The sequence below is a fragment of the Acutalibacter sp. genome (genome assembly GCF_056800975.1).
The window spans coordinates 1-18,224 of sequence record NZ_JBQISV010000041.1 but is presented as its reverse complement, the minus strand read 5'-3'; the positions used below and the strand labels follow the sequence as shown (position 1 = coordinate 18,224).

Sequence of the window (18,224 nt, the reverse complement as noted above, 5' to 3'; positions counted from 1 at the left end):
CGGAGGGACGGGTCTTTTGCCGTCCTGCTGCGTTAAAAAATCTTGAAATACGGCAAGTATTCCTGCGATTTTTTGCCTTGCAGGGCGACAAAATCCCTCGCTACTCCGGCATCCTCCGCCTATGAATACAGGTTCTAAGAAATAATCACCCACATTTTTTCAGATTTCCCCTCAAATCCCTTGCTTTTTGTCCCCTTTTGTTGTAAAATATAACCATACCCGCGTTATGCGCAAAGGAGGTCCCAAGTATGGAAATTATGGACTTCATCTGGCTGGCCACAGCTGTGGCCGCTTCCATCATCGAGGCTGCCGTGCCTGCGCTGGTCTCCATCTGGTTCGTCCCAGGAAGCCTGCTGGCTTTCCTTGCCAGTCTGCTGGGTGCGCCCATTTGGGCACAGGCGGCGTTGTTTTTGGCTGCTACCGTGCTGGCTATTATCTTTACCCGCCCCCTGGCCCGCCGCCTGCAAAAGGGCGGGCCTGTCTCCACCAACGCCGACCGGGTGCTGGGGGCCACCGCTGTGGTAACGGAGGAGGTCAACGGCCTGCTGGGCCGGGGCCGGGTGTCGGTGCTGGGCAACAGCTGGGCCGCCCGCAGCGAAGACCCCAAACTGGTGCTTTCCTCCGGCCAACAGGTAACGGTCGTCCGCATTGAGGGCGTTAAGCTGATTGTAACGCCCGCCTCTCTGACGAAAGGAGATCACTAAATGAACGCTTTGAATCTGCCTCTGCTTATGGAAGCGCCCCACCTGGCCAGCGCAGGCTGGGCCGTCGTCATTATCATTCTGATTATTGTCCTGCTGGCGGCACTCGTCTCCAACTTCAAAATCGTCCCCCAGGCCCACTCCTATGTGGTGGAGCGTCTGGGCGTGTTCCACTCCGCCTGGGGCACGGGCCTGCATTTGAAGATTCCCTTCATCGACCGCATTGCCAAAAAGGTGAGCCTGAAGGAGCAGGTCATTGACTTTCCTCCCCAGCCAGTCATCACCAAGGACAATGTCACCATGCAGATCGACACGGTGGTCTACTTCCAGATCACCGACCCCAAGCTGTACGCCTATGGCGTGGAGAACCCCATCTCCGCCATTGAAAACCTGACCGCCACCACCCTGCGCAACATCATCGGTGAGATGGAGCTGGACCACACCCTCACCTCCCGGGACGTGATCAACTCCAAAATCCGGGTGATTCTGGACGAGGCCACGGACGCCTGGGGCATCAAGGTCAACCGGGTGGAGCTGAAAAATATCATCCCGCCCCGGGAGATTCAGGACTCCATGGAGAAACAGATGAAGGCCGAGCGGGAACGCCGGGCGAAGATTCTGGACGCGGAGGGCGAGAAGCGCAGCGCCATTTTGATTGCCGAGGGCGAAAAGGAGTCGGCGGTGCTTCGGGCCGAGGCTGTGAAGGAGACCAAGATTCGGGAGGCCCAGGGCGAGGCGGAGGCTATTCTCTCGGTGCAGCGGGCCATGGCCGACGCTATCAAGCTGATGAACGAGGCCAACCCCACCGAGCGGGTCATTGCCCTTAAGAGCCTGGAGGCTTTCCAGGCAGCGGCAGACGGCCGGGCCACCAAGATCATCGTGCCCTCCAACATTCAGGGGCTGGCGGGCATGGCTGCTTCTGTGAAGGAGCTTTTCACAGCTGACGCCGCTGACAAGTAAGACTGCGCAAATCAAAGCCCCCTGGCGTTGCCGGGGGGCTTTTTGTCTGACAGCGAAATTCTCCCCTGGCTGAAAGCGTCCAGCATATTCAGGGCTTGCAGCAGAATTACATTTTCAGTCAACGAGTCATCTTTGTCCGCAATGCTTGACGCTGCGGCGGCTTAGGATTTTTGCCCTCTGCTTGGCAAAGGCAAGCCACCTCTGTTTGTGCTCTCTCCCCCCTGCTGTGGGGGCGTTCTGAGCCTGTGCGCCAAGCTTTTTGTCAGCTGCTGACTTTGCCAGCGTTTAGGGCTTGTTTGAAAAATCGAAAACGCCGTCTTTTTACCCAGAAGCAGCCATCTCCTGCGTCGAAAATCCTCGTAATACGCAAGTATTCCTTGCGGTTTTCTCCTTGAAGCTGACCGCTTCTGGTCAAAATTCCGTCATTTCCTCTATTTTCAAACAAGCCCTAGTCCAGCAGAGTCCAGGAAAAATTTTCCCAGAGCAGTCTGCTGCCTATGTCGGTCCCCTGGGGCAAAAGGAACATGGCCACCTGGTTCTCGACGCCGCTTTCGCTGGTCATGTAGGCGTAATCGCCATTGATGGAATGCACGGTATACTTGACTGGCTCCATAATACCCTCTCCTTTGTTTGGTAGAGAGTATTATATCATTTCAGCCGGTCCGTGTCAATGAAAGCGGGGTGCGGGCCTGGCTACTCCATGACGATTCGTTCTACCGGGATCTGTCCCCGGACCACTTGGAGTTCAACGCGGCCGTTCTTCTGGGTCACTGTGCCGTAGCCTGTGGCAGTGCTGAGGAACACGGTGTAGGCCGGGGCATCTGGCGCGCCGGCATACAGGGTCTTGTCCACCGCGTCGTACCGCACGCCGGTGCTGGCCTGTAAATAGGAGTAGGACGCCAAGGCCCGGGCGTACCAGTGGCCGCACTCGTACTCGTCAAAGGGGTTGCGCTTGACCCCGTCATAACGGGCCCGGCTGGCGGCAATGATGGCTTTCGCCTCCTCGGTGCAGCCGAACATCATCAGGTGGGAGGCCACCTGGTGCTCGACGCCGGTCCACACCTCGTCGCTGTACACAAAGGGCAGGGAGGGCCTGCCGCCCCGGGGCCAGGTGCACAGCAGCAGCCCGCCCTCATTGCCCAGGGCATAGCCGGGACGCTGGGGGTTGGCGTGGTCTGTGAGGCTGGCCTTGAAATTGTAGCGGTATACGGCCAGCAGGTGGCTTTTGAGCTTTTCCGGGTCCAGAATGTCGCCCAGGCCGCAGAGCTTTGCCAGCCAGGCTCCGGCCACCCCGTCGGAAATGCAGCCGGAGCCGTATTGATATTTGGGGCCCTCCCGCTCCATTAGGGCACGGCTGGCGGCTGGCTCATGGGACAGGTCAAAGGGGGCTTGCAGGGCAGTCCATTCCACCTGCTGGGTAAAGTATTCCCCATTGAACAGGCGGGTCTCCATGTACGCCCGGCCCTGGCAGTACAGCTGCTCATAATGGGCGGGGTCCTCCCCCAGCCCGCGGGCCATGCGGCTCATGGCTGTCAGGGCCCCCAGGTAGAAGGAGGTGCACATGCCGTCTGCGCCCCAGAACTCAATGTCGTAGGTGTTGTGATGGGGCTCCTTCAGCACGCCCTCCCGGTTCTTGTCCCAGGTGTCGATACAGTAGTCGAGGCTTTTTTTCATCAGCGGCCAGTATTCTCTGATGAAGCCGGTGTCGCCGCTGACGCGCCACTCCCGGTACATTTTCATAATGCCGCCCAGCTGCCCGTCGGAGGCGGCGTGGAAGGTGTGGCCTGAGGGGCGGATGGGCAGGGAGGTACGGAACTCCTGATGCCCCGCCTCGTTCTGGTCCTCGTGAAACTCCGCGTCCCGGAAGGTGCGCTCCAGCTGGGGGAACAGGTGGCAGAGGGCTTGGGCGTAGTTCCACACATGGGTGCAGCTGCCGTGACAGCTGCCAATGGTATCGCAGCAGCCCTCCCAGGCCCAGAGCCGCCCGTCTGTCTGCCGCAGGATGGTGGGAGATTTTAGAATGGACAGATTGGAGGTCAGGGCGTCCAGGGCCTGGCCGGGCAGAGTGGAGGCAAACAGCGTCTGGGAGAAGGTCTCCGACTCCCTCCAAAGCCACTGGAAACGGCTGCGATAGTAGGCCATCACCTCCTCTACGCAGCCGAACCGGCCGGCATACCAGGGACGGTAGGCCTCTTTTGGGGCAGAGCCGATGTCCGCCTCATAGCCCAGGCGCAGGGCGCTGTGGGGCACATACCAGGCAAGGTGCAGGTCGACCACCTTGCGCTCCCCTGGGGCCAGGGCAAAGGGCACTGCCAGAGAGCCCCCCAGGCTTTTGCCGTCCGCCCGCTGGGCCTGACGGGCTCCCCCCTCCGCCAGCTCCTTCCACAGCATGGTCAGGGGGTCGAACCAGCCGCTGGGGAACCAGTCTGTGTTGAGAAGCGCGCCGTCCTCCTCTGTCCGGATGAGGCACTGGCCAAAGGCGGCGGGGTCTCCCTCTTTGGCCGGGCAGGTCAGCAGCAGCCCGCCCTCCTGCTGGGTGATGGTCCCCTCCGGGGTCTCCGCCTCTGGCGAGGGGAACCATTTGTCCTCTGGGCGTACCATCAGGTTGCGGGTGTGGAAGGAGTACACGGCCTCTACCGGCGTGTCCCCCTGGTTCTCAAAGGTGTAGCGCAGGGTTGCGGCGGGCAGGCAGGAGCTCTCCCCGTCGCCGGGCACAAAGGGGCTGAAGGCGGTCATGGACACGGCGAGAGGGGCGGCTTCCTCTTGAAATGTCAGATGGGCAAAGGGGAACCGCCCCTGAAAGGTGTTGGACCGGAACCGGGGCAGGCCGTAGGTTTTGCCGAACTGGTTGTGAGTACCCAGCCCGGAAAGGCTCCCCCGGGCGCCGAATATTTTTTTGCGGGGCACAGGGCCTTCCAGCACCCGGGCCCAGTTGGCGCCGTTTTGCCGGACGTACAGAGCGGAAAAGCATTCCGGCTCGTGAAACAGGTCGGGGGCGTGGCGCAGGGAGAGGCTGCCCAGGGAGCCTGCGCCCTCTATGCAGAACATGCCCGCGCCTATGCCGCCGACAGGGAACGCGATTTGCTCGCACTGCCCGCCTTGATAGATTTTGCTCATAATTTTACCTCCATTCTGGGTTTGCCGGGAAAGTCGGGCTGAGGCAAGAGGGGGGGGCTGGGCTCTTGCTTTTGGGAATTGATTGACTGGGGCTTTGGGTGTGTTCTCTGGGTAAGGGGAGGCCGCGGGCCTTCTCTCAGGAAGCCCCGCGGCCCGAAAGCTTATTGGCTTATTTTTCCAGCTCCAGCTCCATCAGAGCCACATTGTACACCGGCAGCCAGAGGGACATGAGAAAGCCGATCTTCTTCCCGTCCTCTGACACATACCGGGGGTTCATAAACGCGCCGTACAGGCCGGGAAAGTCCTGCTGGGCGGCAATGGTCACGGGAGGAGAATAGGGGCCCCAGATCTCTTTGGCGCTGCGCATGATGATGTCGGGCCCGGAGATATAGGCCGCCAGCCATTCCTCCAGATATTCGCTGTACAGAAAGGACATCTCCCCCACCGGCTTTTGCAGAAAGTCGACCGCATGGGCACGCCCCTCCTCCCCAGGGGTGAAGATGGGCGTACCGTCCTCCTGGTAGCCGGTGAGGTACTCGTAGGCCTCCCGGCTTTCGTAGCTGGCGGCGGCAACCCGCATCAGCCCCGCGCCGCCGCTGCGCCCGCCGGTAATGCCGGGTATATACACCATTTCGTCTACCAGCACGGGGTACATCTGACAGAAGCGGCTGTCGCCGGGCCATTGGAGGCCGTCCAGTATGTCCCAGGTCTCTCCATTGTCTGTGCTTTTTGCCACTGCGCCATAGTTGCACTCCCATTCGCCGGGCTCGCCCCAGTGGCGCACGGACATGAAGGACAGGTAGAGGCTGTCGCCCAGGCACAGGGCTCCGGTGGGGATTTTGGTCATCTCTTTGCCATCGGTTTTCTTCCCCCGCAGCAGCTCTTTGGCCACCCCGGTGCTGCTGGCAATCATGCGGTCAAAGGTGATGCCGTCCGTATAGTCTTCATCCGTGGACACTGCCGCTACGTTGCTGCGCCAGTGTTCGGTCTGGTCCTCGTTTTTAAAGGTGTCGCCAAAGAAGAAAAAGGTCTCCTCTCCTTTGTTGACGGACAGCCCCAGGTCCGTGCCCCCCACGCCGTATTGGCTGGCAGTGCGGTTCTCGGAATACTCTCCGGTCACCATGCCGATCATGTGGACGTTCTTCACCCGGTGCAGGTTGAATTGGTCCTCCGGGTCCCGCATGGGCTGGTAGGTCAGGCTTTTCTTCATCAGGCCGGCAATTACCGCCTCCCCCTCCTGCCGGGTTTTTTCGGCGTTGGTGAGGGGCTTTGCCTTGGGGGTGGGCTCCGGGGCAAGGGTCAGGCCGGGGGTGGGGGCGGGGACCGGCTCTCTTGTCTGACAGCCGGCGGCGCTGATCAGCAGCAGGGCGGCAAGGAGGGCCCCAAGGCCCCGTTGGATTTTGTTACCCATAGGCCCCTCCCCCTACTTCAGCCCGGAGAGCACAAAGCCCTTGACAATGTGCTTTTGGAAGATGGCGAACAGGGCAATGGGCGGGATGACCGCCAGGCAGGTGGCGGCCATAATGCGGCCGTACTCTGTGCCGTAGTCGGTTTGAAAGGAGCGGATGATGGGCATGACCTGCTGGATGGATTTGTCGGTGACTGTGATGGAGGGCCACATGAAGCTGTTCCAGTAGCCGATGAAGATGCCCGCCCCCTGCACCACCATGGGGGTGACGGAAAGGGGCAGAAACACGGTCCAGAAAATGCGGAACCGCCCGCAGCCGTCAATGCGGGCCGCGTCCTCCAGGCTGGCGGGGATGTTGAGAAAGAACTGGCGGAAGAAAAAGATATTGTAGCCGCCGGCAATGCCGGGCACCAGCAGCACCCACAGGGTGTTGATCATGTGCAGGGAGTGCACCACCAGGTAGGAGGTGATGAGAATGGTGAGGCCGGGCACATACATGGTGATGAGGCAGTAGACCCAGAACAGCCGCTTGCCAAAGAATTCCAGCCGGGCAAAGGCGTAGGCTGCCATCATGTTCACCAGCAGCGAGAACACCACCCCCAGCGCCGCCACCAGGAAGGTGACCAGCATGGCGTGGAACAGGGGATTTTTGGTGCTCACCAGAATGGCCTCATAGTTGGTGGTGATCCAGTCCTTGGGGAGCATGCGCAGAGGGGTTGCCAGGACCTCTTGCTTGTTTTTGAAGCTGGCCAGAAGCATCCACAGCAGGGGGAACAGGGAGACTGCCGCCACGGCCAGGGCGACCACATAGCCCATGCCCCGCCGGAGCCTTGTCAAAGGTTTTGTTTTCACCGGTTTCCCTCCTTAGCCGTCAATGGATCTTTCAGAGCGGATGACAGTAAACACGAACGAGTTGAGTATGGCAATGAAAATCATGATTAGCAATGCCCCGGCAATGGTGCGGCCCATGTTGACCCCAGTGCTTTTGAAGTTGTTGTAGATGTAGAGCATGGGGGTCAGGGTGCTCTCCCGGGGGCCGCCGTTGGTCATCATCATGGGCACCTCGAACATTTGCAGGGCGCCTGTGACCATGCTGATGCATTGCAGCACAAAGATGTTCTTCATCTGGGGCAGGGTGATGGAGATCAGCTTGCGGAAGGCCCCGGCCCCGTCTATGGAGGCGGCCTCGTAATATTCGGCGGGCACGCTGATGAGCCCCGCGTAGTTGAGGATGGCTCCCCCGCCAAAGCCCAGCCACAGGGTGGGCGCTACAATGGAGAACATGGCCCAGAAGCCGTTGTTTAAAAAGGCGATGCGCGGCAGGCCCAGGGAGGTGAGCAGCTGGTTGATGAGCCCGCCCTTATACTCAAAGATGAACATGAAGATGATGCCGGCCACAATGCCCGCAATGATGCCAGGGATGTAGATTGCGGTTTTGATGGCGTTGGAGAACCGGACGGAAAGGCTTTTGAGCAGGTGGGCAAAGGCGAATTGCAGGACAATTTGCAGGGGCACCAGAATGACCACAAATTTCAGGGCATTGACCACAGCCCGGCGGAAGGACTTATTCACCACAATGACACGGAAATTATCCAGCCCCACAAAGGTGGAGTTGCCGTAGAAGTTCCAGTCGTAAAAGCTTTTTTCAATGGCCATGACCAGGGGGGCCACCACAAAAACCGTGAGCAGCGCCACAGCGGGCAGCAGCATGAGATAGGCTGTGCACATGTCCCGCTTTTGCATTTTTGTGTAGCGGGGCAGCTTGCCGGCGGTCGGTTTGCGCATACTCTTATACCTCCTTTTTTCCTGAATGTTTTGCGCCCGGCCTCTGTTTGGAAGGGCCCGGGACTTGGGCTTGGTGCGAAAGCAGAGGGAAGGGTCTCAGTAAGATAGAAGCCGGGGCCTGCCCAGGGCTCCTCTGAAAACCCGGTATCCCCTTTGTTTTCAGAGGCGCTTGCAGGCAGGCCCCGGAAAGCTTGATTTCAGGGCGTGTTCCCATAAGCGTTCGTACGCGTCTTTTGGGCAAATTTTTGCCATCTTCTGCGTTGAAAATTCTTGAAGTACGCGAGTACGTCTGCAAATTTTCGCCTTGAATCTGACAAAAATTTACTCCAAAATCCGCATACTCAGCTTATGGGAACACGCCCTGACGCCGGCGGCTTGGCCCCGTTACTTTCTGGGGTCTGTGCCGGGCAGATTATTGTCGTCGATCAGCTGCTGAATGTCCTCGGCGCAGGTCTTCAGGGCGTTGTCGATATCGTCGTAGCCCATGGCCACGTCCTCAAACAGGGAGGCCACCCGGGCGGAAATGTCCCAGGGATAGGCTGCCTCGGGCTGGCCGTAGGAGGAGATGCGGTTGATGACGTCCACATACTCCGCGCCGTCGCCGGCCTGCTCCGCCGCCCAAGCGGCAATGCTGGCAAAGGGAGAGGCCTTGGCAAACTCCACATCCACATAATACTGGCCCAGCCGCTCCGGGTTCTCGCTGCTCACCAGCCAGGAGAGGTAGTCGGCCGCGCCCTCGGGCTTTTCCGCCTTGGAGTCCAGCACATACACCCAGCCGCCGATGGTGGCGGTGGTTTTGTCCAGGTTGCCGTCTTGGGTGGGCACCACGGCCACGCCGGTGTTCTCCCACACCTCGGGGTAGGTGTTGATCAGGTCGGTGACTGCCCAGGAGCCGCAGATCTGGAACACCACGTCTCCCTGGCCAAAGGGCTTGATATCCGTGTAGCCGGCCAGAGGCTGCTCGGGCACTGCGCCCGTGTCGTACAGCTCCTTGAAGAACAGGGCAATGTCCCGGTAGCCATCGTCGATAAGGGGAGCGTCCCAGTTGTCGTTGATGGGGCCGTGGCCGGTGTTGCCGAACTGCATACCCCAGGTGCTCCAGCCCATGTCGCCAAAGCCGGGAATCTCTAGACCGAACACCTCGTCAGTCTTCAGGGCGTTAGCCATGTCGATGAGCTCCTGCCAGGTCTTGGGAGGCTGGGTATAGTTGCCCTTTTGCAGCAGGTCCTTCCGGTAGTAGAGCACCATGGAGGGCTCGCACAGCAGGGGAATGGCGTAGGTTTTGCCGCCGATGGAGACCATCTCTTTGACAATGGGCAGCATGTCGTCAAAAACGGCGCTGTCCATGTAGTCGTCGAAGGCGCCATAATAGCCCTCTTTTACGCCGGTGGGAATGTGGTTGTAGGACTGAATATAGGCGGTGGGGCAGGTGTCGGAGGCGCGGGCTGCGGCAATGCGCTCGTCCCAGGCAGAGCCGGCAATGAACTCCTCCCGGATGGTGTAGCCCCGGCCTTCCAGGTTGTACTCATGCACGGACTTCTCAAAGAAGTCGACCCAGATGTCGCCCATGCTCTGGCTCCACAGCACGATCTCCTCGCCCTCGGGGTACTCGGTGCCCTCGTAGGGGTTCACATGGATGGGCTCGTCCTCTGTGGCCTCCTCTTCCCCGCTGTCAGCGGGCTCGCTCTCGTCGGGGGCGCTTTCGCTCTCCTCAGGGGCGCTGGCGGAGGCGCTGCTCTCTTTGCTGCTGCCGGAATCTCCCCCGGAGCAGCCTGTCAGGACGGCCAGCATCAATGCCAGCGCAAGGAACAGGGCAAGCAGTCTTTTGGTGTTTTTCATAGCAAGGCTTCCTTTCTCCATTCAGTTGCCTGCGGCGCACCGCAGGACCATTACTTGATAGGGCTCCCATGTAAGGCGTTCCAGGTTTTCGGTTTTCACCACCTTTTCTGTCTGGTTTTCGTCCGTATAGTCCAAACACGCCAGCCATTCCGGCGTATTGCTGAATTTTGTCAGGTCCACCGCCCCCTGCTGGGGCTGGGCTGTGGTATTTGCCAGAAAGACCGCGGTCTCCCCGTTCAGCCGGTAGGCCTGGACCAGCAGGCTCTCTCTGGCAATGGCTCCGCTGGTGTTCTGCTCGGCCGTGCCGGCGGTGAGATTGTATTGCAGGTAGGTGCGGGAGACGCTTTCGCAAACCACCCGGGGAGGCCGCAGCATCTCCCCATAGGCCAGGAACCTGCCGTATGGCCCGGTGCGAAGGGAGGCGAATTTGCGGAGATACGCCCCGATTGCCTCGTCAAAGGCATAGCCCCGGGGCTCGAGGGCGCAGTAGTGCTCCTGGGAGGAATTTTCTCCGGCGTCGTCGATGACCTCCATGGGGCTGTACTCGCTGTTGATTTCAAACAGTCCGCCCCAGAGATAGGTTTTGGCAATGGTGTGGTAGATCAGGTCGCCGCCCTGGGCAGTCAGCTTGCCCCAGCCGTCCATGCGCACAGGCGCATACCCGGCGTACACATACTGAAACAGGGGGATCAGCCAGGCCCGGTTCAGCCGCAGAAGCGTGCGGTAGGGCCAGAGCTCCAAGGCTGAGCAGGGCTGGGCGTTGGCCCGGGCCTGGTAGAAGTCCAGCACGTCGATAAGGGTCTCGTTGATCATCTCTGTGCCCAGGGGGATGTATTTTCCCCTGTCTTCGGTCAGGGCCCGGCGGGTGCTGTCATATATTTTGCGGTAGGCCCTGGTCATCTCCCGGCCCGCCCCTGCCGGGTGGCCGTGGTCTTTGGCCATGCAGGTTTTGAGAATGTTGTTGGCGGAGATGTCGTAGTACATGGCGTCTGCGCCGGACTCGCGCACTGCCTGGCGGTCCCGCTCTACATGGAGCTGCTGGGTGTAGGCGCACAGGGGGCAGAGCATGTGGAACCGGTATCCGTCGTGGGACTTGGGATTTTCGGGCCACTTTTGCAGGCTGGCCTTCAGCTTTTCGCTGTCTCCCTTTTCCGGGTCCACCAAAAAGTCGAATTCAAAGGGGGCAAAATGACCGCCCTCCTCCTGCCAGGCCTTGACATTCTCTGGGTGGAACCGGGTGGGGAACCAGTCGGGATAGCCCCCGGGCACCCCGCTGCCGTAGGTTTGGGGGACCCGGGGCCAGTCGGGGCCGGTGACGTGAAAAAGAGGCGCGCCCACTGCCTGCCGGTATTTGCGGACCCACTTGGCCCTGTCGTGCATTCCGTTGATACCAAAGGTCACCGCGCCGGTGTTTTCCAGCAGCCAGCCGGCTTTTTCCTCTGGGGGGCGGTCTTGCAGGCGGCCCCGCTGGCACCAGACCTGGTTGAGCGCCCAGGCCTTGTAGAGGCCGGCGGCCTCATACCAGTCGTTTCCCTCGGTGGCCTGGAGCAGGAAGTCCCAATGGGTCTCTACCGGCTTGCCCGGCCCAATGTCCTCATAGCCAAAAATCTGGCTGGCCCGGAGGGCGTTGCCGGACTTGTAGAAATTCAGCCACTTCTGATAGAACGCCCCGTCCTCAGCGGCAAAGTACAGCCCGCACAGGCCCTGGGCATAATAGGTGAAAAACTGCATGGACGCGCCGGAGAAGGACTCGGGGTAGGGCATGTGCCGCAGGCCGTCCCCCTCCTTTTCAAAGGCTGCGTGGGGGTTTTGAATCAGGAGGCCGGTGGCATAGGCATGGGCCAGGTAGTCGCCGTCTCCCGTTATGCTTTTTATGCCGTTGATCAGGGGGTATTCCAGGCTGCACAAGGGGAAATGCCGGTTGCCCTCCGCCCGGGCGGTAAAGGCGATGGCCTCGCCCCGCACCCGGGCCTGGGCATGGATGCTCACCCCGTCCTCCCGCTGCCAGCAGAGGCTTGCTCCGCCTGGCTCCTCCTGACAGGTAAAGGTCTGGAAGTCAGAGGAAAAATCGTTCTGCTCCCGTTCCAGAATAAAGGCCTGGGGCTGGCTGCTCTCTGCCAGCACTCTGTGGGTGCGCAGGTCTGTGAGCCGGCGTATGGCCCCGGTTTTTCGGTCAATGGCCAGCTCCAGCCGGCCGCTGTTCAACAAGATCATCTCCATGCACCTCCCGGCTTGCCGGAATTTTATGGGCAGGCGGTCTGTCCGCCCGGCCTTATGGCTTCAGTATTCCCAATTTACTGCCGCTGCAAACCCTTTACCGCTCGTTGTCCCGCAGGGCTCCCAGGGCTCCGCCTGGGTGCCAGCGCACATACTCCTGGGGAGTCAGCCCGCGCTGGGCCTGAAGGATTACGCTGAGCCCCTGCAGCGCCAGCATCTCCGCCAGCACGGAGTTGCGGGGGGCCCGGTTCAGGGGGCCGCCCTCCTGGTCTACTCCGGCAAAAATGTGGGCGTCGGCTCTTTTTGCCAGCCAGCTTTTGGGGTTGCCGGAGACGCCGATGACCTTGCAGCCGTTGTTCTGGATGGCTGTCACAGTGGACTTCATCTCGGCTGTTTCGCCGCTGTTGGAGATGCAGACCACCACGTCGCCCGGCGCCAGCTGGCCGCAGGAGCCATGTACCGCCTCTGTGCCGTGGAGAAAACAGGCGGGCGTGCCTGTGGAGCTGAGCAGCGAGGCTATGTAGTTGGCCACATGGGCGGGCTTGCCAATGCCTGTGACATGCACCCTGCCTCCCTTTGCCTGGGCGTCCCAGATCAGGCCTGCGGCGGCCTCATATGCTTCGGCGTCCATTTTGCTGAGAAACCGTTCCAGCTCTCCGCCGGCCAGCTGCTTGCTGGTTTCCAGGCTCCGCCTGGCTATGTCTCCAATCCTTCCGGGCCTGCTGCCATTCAGGCTCTCTAACAGGCTGCGGTCGATTGGGCTGCCGCCCAGCCGGTCCAGCAGCTCCTTCACCTCGCTGAGCCAGGGCAGGCTGGGCTGGGCTCCCATCCGGGACACGGTCAGGGATGCCGCGCAGTTGGCAAGCCGCAGGGCTGTCCGGTGGTCCGCGCCTGCGCAGACCGCGGTGCAGAAGGCTCCCACAAAGCTGTCCCCTGCCGCAGTGGGGTCTACGGCCTTTATGGCGTCCACGCAGGGGCTGTATATCATTTCCGTTCCGTCGGAAACCGCCGCGCCCTCGCTGCCCAGGGTGACCACCACATTTTTCGCCCCCCTGTCATGGAGGACCTTCACAGCACGGCTCAGCGCGTCCTGGTCCAGCTGGCCGTTCTTCTTCACACTGATGCCGGTGAGGCTTTCCAGCTCGTGCTCGTTGGGGGCGATGTAGGCGAGCTGTTTTAAAAGCTCCTCCGGCACTGCTGCGGCCGGAGCCGGGTTCAGCATCACGGGCACCCCGGCGGCAGCGGCGTACTCTGCTGCCAGCAGGTTCACCCCGGCGGGGATCTCGTGCTGCAGCAGCACCATGTCGTAGGCCCCGGCCTGGTCCTTCAGAAACGCCAGGTCCTGGGGGGCTACCGCCATGTTGGCCCCGGGGATGACCACAATGCGGTTGCGGCTTTTGCCAGCCTCGTCTGTCTCAAGAAGCACATTGCCCACAGCGGAGGGCTGGGATTTGTCTACAGCCACATGGCTTACGTCCACCCCGGCCTCCTGGGCCGAGGCTGTCAGCCGGCGGCCGAAGTCGTCGTCCCCCACCCTGCCTACCATGTCCACCTGGGCCCCCAGCCGGGCCGCCTGGATTGCCTGGTTGGCCCCCTTGCCCCCGGGAGCTGTGGAAAAGGCGCGCCCCAAAATGGTCTCGCCTGAGCCGGGCAGCTCCTGTACGGAAACGATCAGGTCCATGACAAAGCTGCCTGCTACCAGCAGCCTGGGCCTTTTTTTCATCTGCGCGTCAACCTCCCTGCGGCGCGCCGCCAGCCTGTGGGGCCGCGGTGCGGGCGCTCTCATTTTTTGTGACACCGGATCGGAGCGTTGCGCGGGATTGTCTGCGCTCATTTCTGATATCGATGTCATATTTGTGCAAAAAATAAAATGGCTTTCGTTGCCTGTAGTATAAGCCATTTCATTTTATTTGTCAATACCTTTGGGAAAAATTTTGAAAAAAATTATTTTTTAGGAGAATCTGCCTAGAGCTTTCTCCAGGAGCCATGTCTCAGGCGTATGGTATCGGTTTTATTTTTTGAGCTTGGCTGCTGAGTCCCGGGCCACCAGCACAGGCTCTAAGGCAATGGCCTTTTTGTAGTCCCGCTTCCCCTCAATCCGTTCCAGCAGCAGCTGGGCCGCATTGCTGCCCAGCTGAAACTGCATCATGTCCACCGAAGACAGCATGGGCACAGTGCAGCAGCAGAAGTCTGTATTGTCCAGGGAGATCACGGACACGTCACGGGGAATGCGCAGGCCTGTGTCCCGGCAGGCCTTCATGCAGCCAAAGGCCATCAGGTCGTTGCAGGCCACCACAGCGGTAAAGGCCCGCCCCTTTTTGAGGAACTCCCGGAAAGCCCCCTCGCCCCCGGCCCGGGTGAAGTCCCCTACCACGGCCATTTCCGGGTCAAAGTCCAGCCCGTGGTCCTCCATGGCCTGCCGGAAGCCCGCCAGCCGCTCTTTGCCCGCCAGCTCTTGAGGGGTGCCCCCCAGAAACACAATGTCTCTGTGTCCCAGGCGGATCAGCTCCGCCGCAGCAATATACACCGCTTTAATCTGGTCCACATACACGCAGTCCAGGCCCTCGGCGCCGCCCTCGTAAAGAGCGGTGAGCACTGCGGGAACCGGCGCGTGGCGCACTGCCTGCACCAGCCCTGGGTAAAAGTCAAAGGACCCCAGAATGATGCCGTCCACAATCCGCTCCCGCAGCACCTCCACAAAGCCCATCTCCCGGGACTTGCTGTGCTCGCTGTGCACCAGCACCATGTAGTAGCCGTGGCTTTCCAGCACCCGGTTGGCCCCTTCAATCATAGAGAAATAGTAGGGGTTGTACATATCCGGGATGCAGAACATGACCTTTTTGGTGAGCTTGTTCTTCAGCGCCTTTGCCGCCTGCACAGGGGCGTAGTCCAGCCGTTGGGCGGCCTGCCGGATAATCTCCCGGGCCTTTTCGCTGCAATAGCCCTTTCCGCTGAGGGCCCTGGCCACGGTGGAGGGCGAAAAGCCGGTTTCCTGCGCGATGTCATAAATTGTACTCATGTGACACTTCCCATTTCTTCAGGTTTCACATTGGTCTGTGATGATTGTCTTTTCATTCTACCCCATTCCACTTCAAAAGGCAAGGGGCCGCATGGTATTTGGAGGTTATGCACAATGTCCGTGTGGCAGTGTTGTAATATTTCATGATTTCTATTTTGGGTATTGACAGGGGCTTTTGAGTATGGTACTATCTCAATATATGAACTATATGGCACCGATGCCATGTTTGTGAAACACAAATCTTCAGGAAGGTGTAGGATTGTAATATGGAATTTAACGGTATTGTAAACGGCATGAGCGACCTGACCCGGCTTTCTCACGCAAAGACCCGGTCCATCAGCCCTGAAAACCTTACCGGCGCTCCTGGCGCGGGGGGCATGTGCGAGCTGGAGGACGGCAACGCCAGAACAGCTGCCCAGGACCTGGGCAAGGGCTGGAAGGTGAACCCCTACGTCCATATCCAGCCCGGCGAGACCTTTGAAATGGCCAGCATAGACGGCCCTGGGGTGATTCAGCATATCTGGATGACCCCCACCGGCCTGTGGCGGGATGTGATTCTCCGCTTTTACTGGGACGGCCAGGAGAACCCCTCGGCGGAGTGCCCGGTGGGAGACTTTTTTGCCTCTACCTGGAACCATTATGCCCAGCTCTCTTCTCTGGCGGTGTGCGTGAACCCGGGCAGCGCCTTTAACTGCTACTGGCAGATGCCTTTTCGCAGGCACTGCCGCATCACCCTGGAAAATATTGGCGTCGAGCCGGTTACATACTATTATCAGGTGGACTATGCCCTGACAGACGTACCGGAGGACTGCGCTTATTTTCATGCCCAATTCCGCCGCGCCAATCCTCTGCCCTACAAGGAGGTATACACCCTGCTGGACGGCGTAAAGGGCCGGGGGCACTATGTGGGCACCTACATGGCCTGGGGCTCGAACAACAACGGCTGGTGGGGCGAAGGCGAGATTAAGTTTTACATGGACAAGGACACGGAGTACCCCACCATATGCGGCACGGGCACCGAGGACTATTTCTGCGGCTCTTACGATTTTGAGGACCCTTTTACCCATGACAGGTATGTGCCCTTTACCACCCCCTATGCGGGCCTGCACCATGTCATCACCCCTGACGCCCTGTACCGCAGCCAGTTCCGTTTTGGCATGTACCGCTGGCATATCACGGACCCCATCCGCTTTGAGGAGAGCCTGCGGGTGACCATTCAGGCTTTGGGCTGGCGCAGCGGCGGACGGTATCTCCCGCTGCAGGACGACCTGGCTTCGGTTTCCTATTGGTACCAGACTCTGCCTACCGCCCCCTTCCCCACTCTGCCGGGCAGGGATGAGCTGGAAGTGATCTGATTATAACTGTCCTCCTTTAAAGAATAGAAAGCGTCCCGTTTTCCTTGGGGAGCGGGTTGATGGATGGAAGACAAGCTTGTCTTTGATTCTCAACCGGCTTTGGGGGGAGGCGGGACGCTTGTTTTGTGGAGAGCTTTGGGCGTTCTGCGGCGTTTTTCTTGTTTGGTGATTGGGGGGGTTATGGCGTATCGTGAACACACTTAAGGCAACACCGCTGCTGCGCCGCCTGGTTTCAACGAGGCATACCTCTTTGGAACTGTGTTAACGGTATCTGATGCTGGGGGAGCTTTGCTGTTCACAGATTGTTTACAGCTGCACTACTGGAATAGTGTTGACAAGCTTGCACTACTGTGATAGTATGAGGATAGACTATTGCAATAGTTTTATAGAAAGGAACGACTGCTATGTCAATGAAACTGTTTGATTCTGAACTTAAGGTGATGAATGTGCTGTGGCAGGGAGGCGACCGCACTGCCAAGGAGGTCTCTGACATTCTGAAGGCCGAGACCGGCTGGAACATGAACACCACCTACACGGTCATTAAAAAGTGTATTGCCAAAGGCGCGATTGAGCGCAGCGAGCCGGGCTTTGTCTGCCATGCCCTGATTCCCAAGGAGGCGGTGCAGGAGGCTGAGACCGACGAGCTGATTGGCAAGCTGTTTGACGGGTCGGTGGACCAGCTTTTTGCGGCTTTGCTGGGACGGAAGAAGCTCTCGGCAGAGCAGCTTGCCCGGCTGAAGGAGATGGTAGAGAGCGAGGTGGAGTCGTGAGCCTTTTGCAGATGAGCCTTTCTGGCGGGGCGATGATTCTGGCGGTGGCCCTGGTGCGGGGGCTGGCCCTTCACAAGCTGCCCAAGCGGCTGTTTCCGGCCCTGTGGGCTTTGGTTCTGCTGCGGCTGCTGATTCCCTTCTCCCTTCCCGCGGCGTGCAGTGTGTACTCGCTTTTCAGCCGCCCCGCGCCGGTGGCGGTCTATGCGCCTGGCCCGGTAGGTCTGTCCCCTGCCCCGCCGTTCGCCTGGACGGGCGGGGTTGGGGCCGGGGCCGGGGAGGCCTTTGTCTCTGAGGGCGCGGCGGCCTCTGGGGCTGACCCCTGGGGGATGATTTGGCTGACCGGCTTGGCTTTGTGCGCCGGGTACTTTGGGGTGGCTTATTTCAAGTGCCGCCGGGAGTTTCGGGAGGCCCTGCCTGTTCGCCATGCCTATGTGGAAAATTGGATTTTGGCCCACAGGCTCCGGCGGCCCATTGCTGTCCGGCAGTCGGACAAAATCACCGCGCCTTTGACCTATGGCATTCTGCGGCCGGTGATTCTTTTGCCAAAGTCTACCGACTGGAACGACCGGGAGACCCTGGACTATGTGCTGACCCATGAGTGGGTGCACATCCGGCGGTTTGACGGGCTGTTCAAGCTGCTTTTGACTGCCGCGCTGTGCGTGCACTGGTTCAACCCGCTGGTGTTGGGCATGATGGCTCTGGCCAACCGGGACATGGAGCTGGCCTGCGACGAGGCGGCGCTCCGGCTGCTGGGCAGGCAGGCCAGGGCTGGGTACAGCATGGCTCTTATTCGCATGGAGGAGCGGAGAAGGGGGCCTTTGGTGGCGGGCAGTCATTTCAGTAAAAACCCATTAGAAGAAAGGATAAAAGCCATGATGAAGATTAAGAAGACCTCAGTGGCCGCGCTGCTTGCGGCGGTGGTTCTGGTGGGAGGCACGGCCGCTGTGTTTGCCACCTCCGCCAAGGCGGAGAATGCTGCGGCTCCCCTTCGCCCGGGAAACGCGGGGGAAGCAACCTATTCCACGGAGAGCAAGGACAGCCTTTTGTCCTATA

The 18,224-nt window shown here is 60.0% G+C and carries 14 protein-coding genes and 1 pseudogene; 5 read left to right on the top strand and 10 right to left on the bottom strand.

Annotated elements, in window-relative coordinates; genetic code table 11:
* Positions 1-248 precede the first annotated feature (248 nt).
* Entirely contained in the window at positions 249-704 is a 456-nt protein-coding gene (locus ACTO5E_RS06250; RefSeq protein ID WP_482302493.1) for an NfeD family protein, read from the top strand.
* A 27-nt stretch (positions 705-731) separates the two neighbouring features.
* Positions 732-1,661 carry an SPFH domain-containing protein gene (locus ACTO5E_RS06245; RefSeq protein WP_482302497.1) on the top strand — a complete coding sequence of 310 codons (930 nt, stop codon included), beginning with the start codon at positions 732-734 and terminating at the stop codon, positions 1,659-1,661.
* Between the two features lie 448 nt (positions 1,662-2,109).
* Here the strand turns inward: ACTO5E_RS06245 and ACTO5E_RS06240 are convergent, their stop codons facing one another.
* From ACTO5E_RS06240 to ACTO5E_RS06195, 10 genes and pseudogenes are all read right to left on the bottom strand, one after another.
* Positions 2,110-2,274: a hypothetical protein gene (locus tag ACTO5E_RS06240; protein ID WP_482302492.1), complete on the bottom strand. Its 165-nt coding sequence runs from the start codon at positions 2,272-2,274 to the stop codon at positions 2,110-2,112.
* An 80-nt stretch (positions 2,275-2,354) separates the two neighbouring features.
* A complete protein-coding gene (locus ACTO5E_RS06235; protein ID WP_482302490.1) occupies positions 2,355-4,778 on the bottom strand; it encodes a GH116 family glycosyl hydrolase in 2,424 nt (807 codons plus the stop codon).
* Between the two features lie 169 nt (positions 4,779-4,947).
* Complete coding sequence (locus ACTO5E_RS06230) at positions 4,948-6,189, bottom strand: glycoside hydrolase family 183 protein (protein WP_482302488.1); 1,242 nt, start codon at positions 6,187-6,189, stop codon at positions 4,948-4,950.
* A gap of 12 nt (positions 6,190-6,201) precedes the next feature.
* Complete coding sequence (locus ACTO5E_RS06225; protein ID WP_482302486.1) at positions 6,202-7,038, bottom strand: carbohydrate ABC transporter permease; 837 nt, start codon at positions 7,036-7,038, stop codon at positions 6,202-6,204.
* 12 nt (positions 7,039-7,050) lie between these two features.
* Positions 7,051-7,971: a carbohydrate ABC transporter permease gene (locus ACTO5E_RS06220; RefSeq protein ID WP_482302484.1), complete on the bottom strand. Its 921-nt coding sequence runs from the start codon at positions 7,969-7,971 to the stop codon at positions 7,051-7,053.
* Between the two features lie 384 nt (positions 7,972-8,355).
* Positions 8,356-9,810 (bottom strand): ABC transporter substrate-binding protein, encoded by a 1,455-nt coding sequence (locus ACTO5E_RS06215; protein WP_482302482.1) that lies wholly within the window; start codon positions 9,808-9,810, stop codon positions 8,356-8,358.
* Between the two features lie 21 nt (positions 9,811-9,831).
* Entirely contained in the window at positions 9,832-12,024 is a 2,193-nt protein-coding gene (locus tag ACTO5E_RS06210) for a DUF6259 domain-containing protein (RefSeq protein ID WP_482302480.1), read from the bottom strand.
* A gap of 100 nt (positions 12,025-12,124) precedes the next feature.
* Positions 12,125-12,694 carry a KpsF/GutQ family sugar-phosphate isomerase gene (locus tag ACTO5E_RS06205; RefSeq protein WP_482302495.1) on the bottom strand — a complete coding sequence of 190 codons (570 nt, stop codon included), beginning with the start codon at positions 12,692-12,694 and terminating at the stop codon, positions 12,125-12,127.
* A 147-nt stretch (positions 12,695-12,841) separates the two neighbouring features.
* Positions 12,842-13,750, bottom strand: a pseudogene (locus ACTO5E_RS06200) (ribokinase); the annotation flags it as partial.
* A 288-nt stretch (positions 13,751-14,038) separates the two neighbouring features.
* Complete coding sequence (locus ACTO5E_RS06195; protein ID WP_482302478.1) at positions 14,039-15,046, bottom strand: LacI family DNA-binding transcriptional regulator; 1,008 nt, start codon at positions 15,044-15,046, stop codon at positions 14,039-14,041.
* A gap of 266 nt (positions 15,047-15,312) precedes the next feature.
* On the opposite strand from ACTO5E_RS06195, the gene ACTO5E_RS06190 reads away from it, so the two are divergent.
* The 3 genes from ACTO5E_RS06190 to ACTO5E_RS06180 all read left to right on the top strand — a co-directional run.
* The gene (locus ACTO5E_RS06190) at positions 15,313-16,401 is read left to right on the top strand and encodes a glycoside hydrolase family 172 protein (RefSeq protein WP_482302476.1); all 1,089 of its coding nucleotides are present in this window, start codon (positions 15,313-15,315) and stop codon (positions 16,399-16,401) included.
* A 404-nt stretch (positions 16,402-16,805) separates the two neighbouring features.
* Positions 16,806-17,171 (top strand): BlaI/MecI/CopY family transcriptional regulator, encoded by a 366-nt coding sequence (locus ACTO5E_RS06185; RefSeq protein ID WP_482302474.1) that lies wholly within the window; start codon positions 16,806-16,808, stop codon positions 17,169-17,171.
* Positions 17,168-18,224, top strand: a 1,057-nt coding sequence (locus ACTO5E_RS06180; protein WP_482302473.1) for a M56 family metallopeptidase, incomplete at its 3' end; no start/stop codon positions are given. The genes ACTO5E_RS06185 and ACTO5E_RS06180, both read left to right, overlap by 4 nt.

What these genes read in the sequence shown, in the direction of transcription:
- ACTO5E_RS06195 (WP_482302478.1), bottom strand. Translation starts at nt 15,046, where the DNA reads ATGAGTACAATTTATGACATCGCGCAGGAAACCGGCTTTTCGCCCTCC.
- ACTO5E_RS06240 (WP_482302492.1), bottom strand. Translation starts at nt 2,274, where the DNA reads ATGGAGCCAGTCAAGTATACCGTGCATTCCATCAATGGCGATTACGCC.
- ACTO5E_RS06235 (WP_482302490.1), bottom strand. Translation starts at nt 4,778, where the DNA reads ATGAGCAAAATCTATCAAGGCGGGCAGTGCGAGCAAATCGCGTTCCCT.
- ACTO5E_RS06190 (WP_482302476.1), top strand. Translation starts at nt 15,313, where the DNA reads ATGGAATTTAACGGTATTGTAAACGGCATGAGCGACCTGACCCGGCTT.
- ACTO5E_RS06210 (WP_482302480.1), bottom strand. Translation starts at nt 12,024, where the DNA reads ATGATCTTGTTGAACAGCGGCCGGCTGGAGCTGGCCATTGACCGAAAA.
- ACTO5E_RS06245 (WP_482302497.1), top strand. Translation starts at nt 732, where the DNA reads ATGGAAGCGCCCCACCTGGCCAGCGCAGGCTGGGCCGTCGTCATTATC.
- ACTO5E_RS06250 (WP_482302493.1), top strand. Translation starts at nt 249, where the DNA reads ATGGAAATTATGGACTTCATCTGGCTGGCCACAGCTGTGGCCGCTTCC.
- ACTO5E_RS06230 (WP_482302488.1), bottom strand. Translation starts at nt 6,189, where the DNA reads ATGGGTAACAAAATCCAACGGGGCCTTGGGGCCCTCCTTGCCGCCCTG.
- ACTO5E_RS06185 (WP_482302474.1), top strand. Translation starts at nt 16,806, where the DNA reads ATGTCAATGAAACTGTTTGATTCTGAACTTAAGGTGATGAATGTGCTG.
- ACTO5E_RS06220 (WP_482302484.1), bottom strand. Translation starts at nt 7,971, where the DNA reads ATGCGCAAACCGACCGCCGGCAAGCTGCCCCGCTACACAAAAATGCAA.
- ACTO5E_RS06215 (WP_482302482.1), bottom strand. Translation starts at nt 9,810, where the DNA reads ATGAAAAACACCAAAAGACTGCTTGCCCTGTTCCTTGCGCTGGCATTG.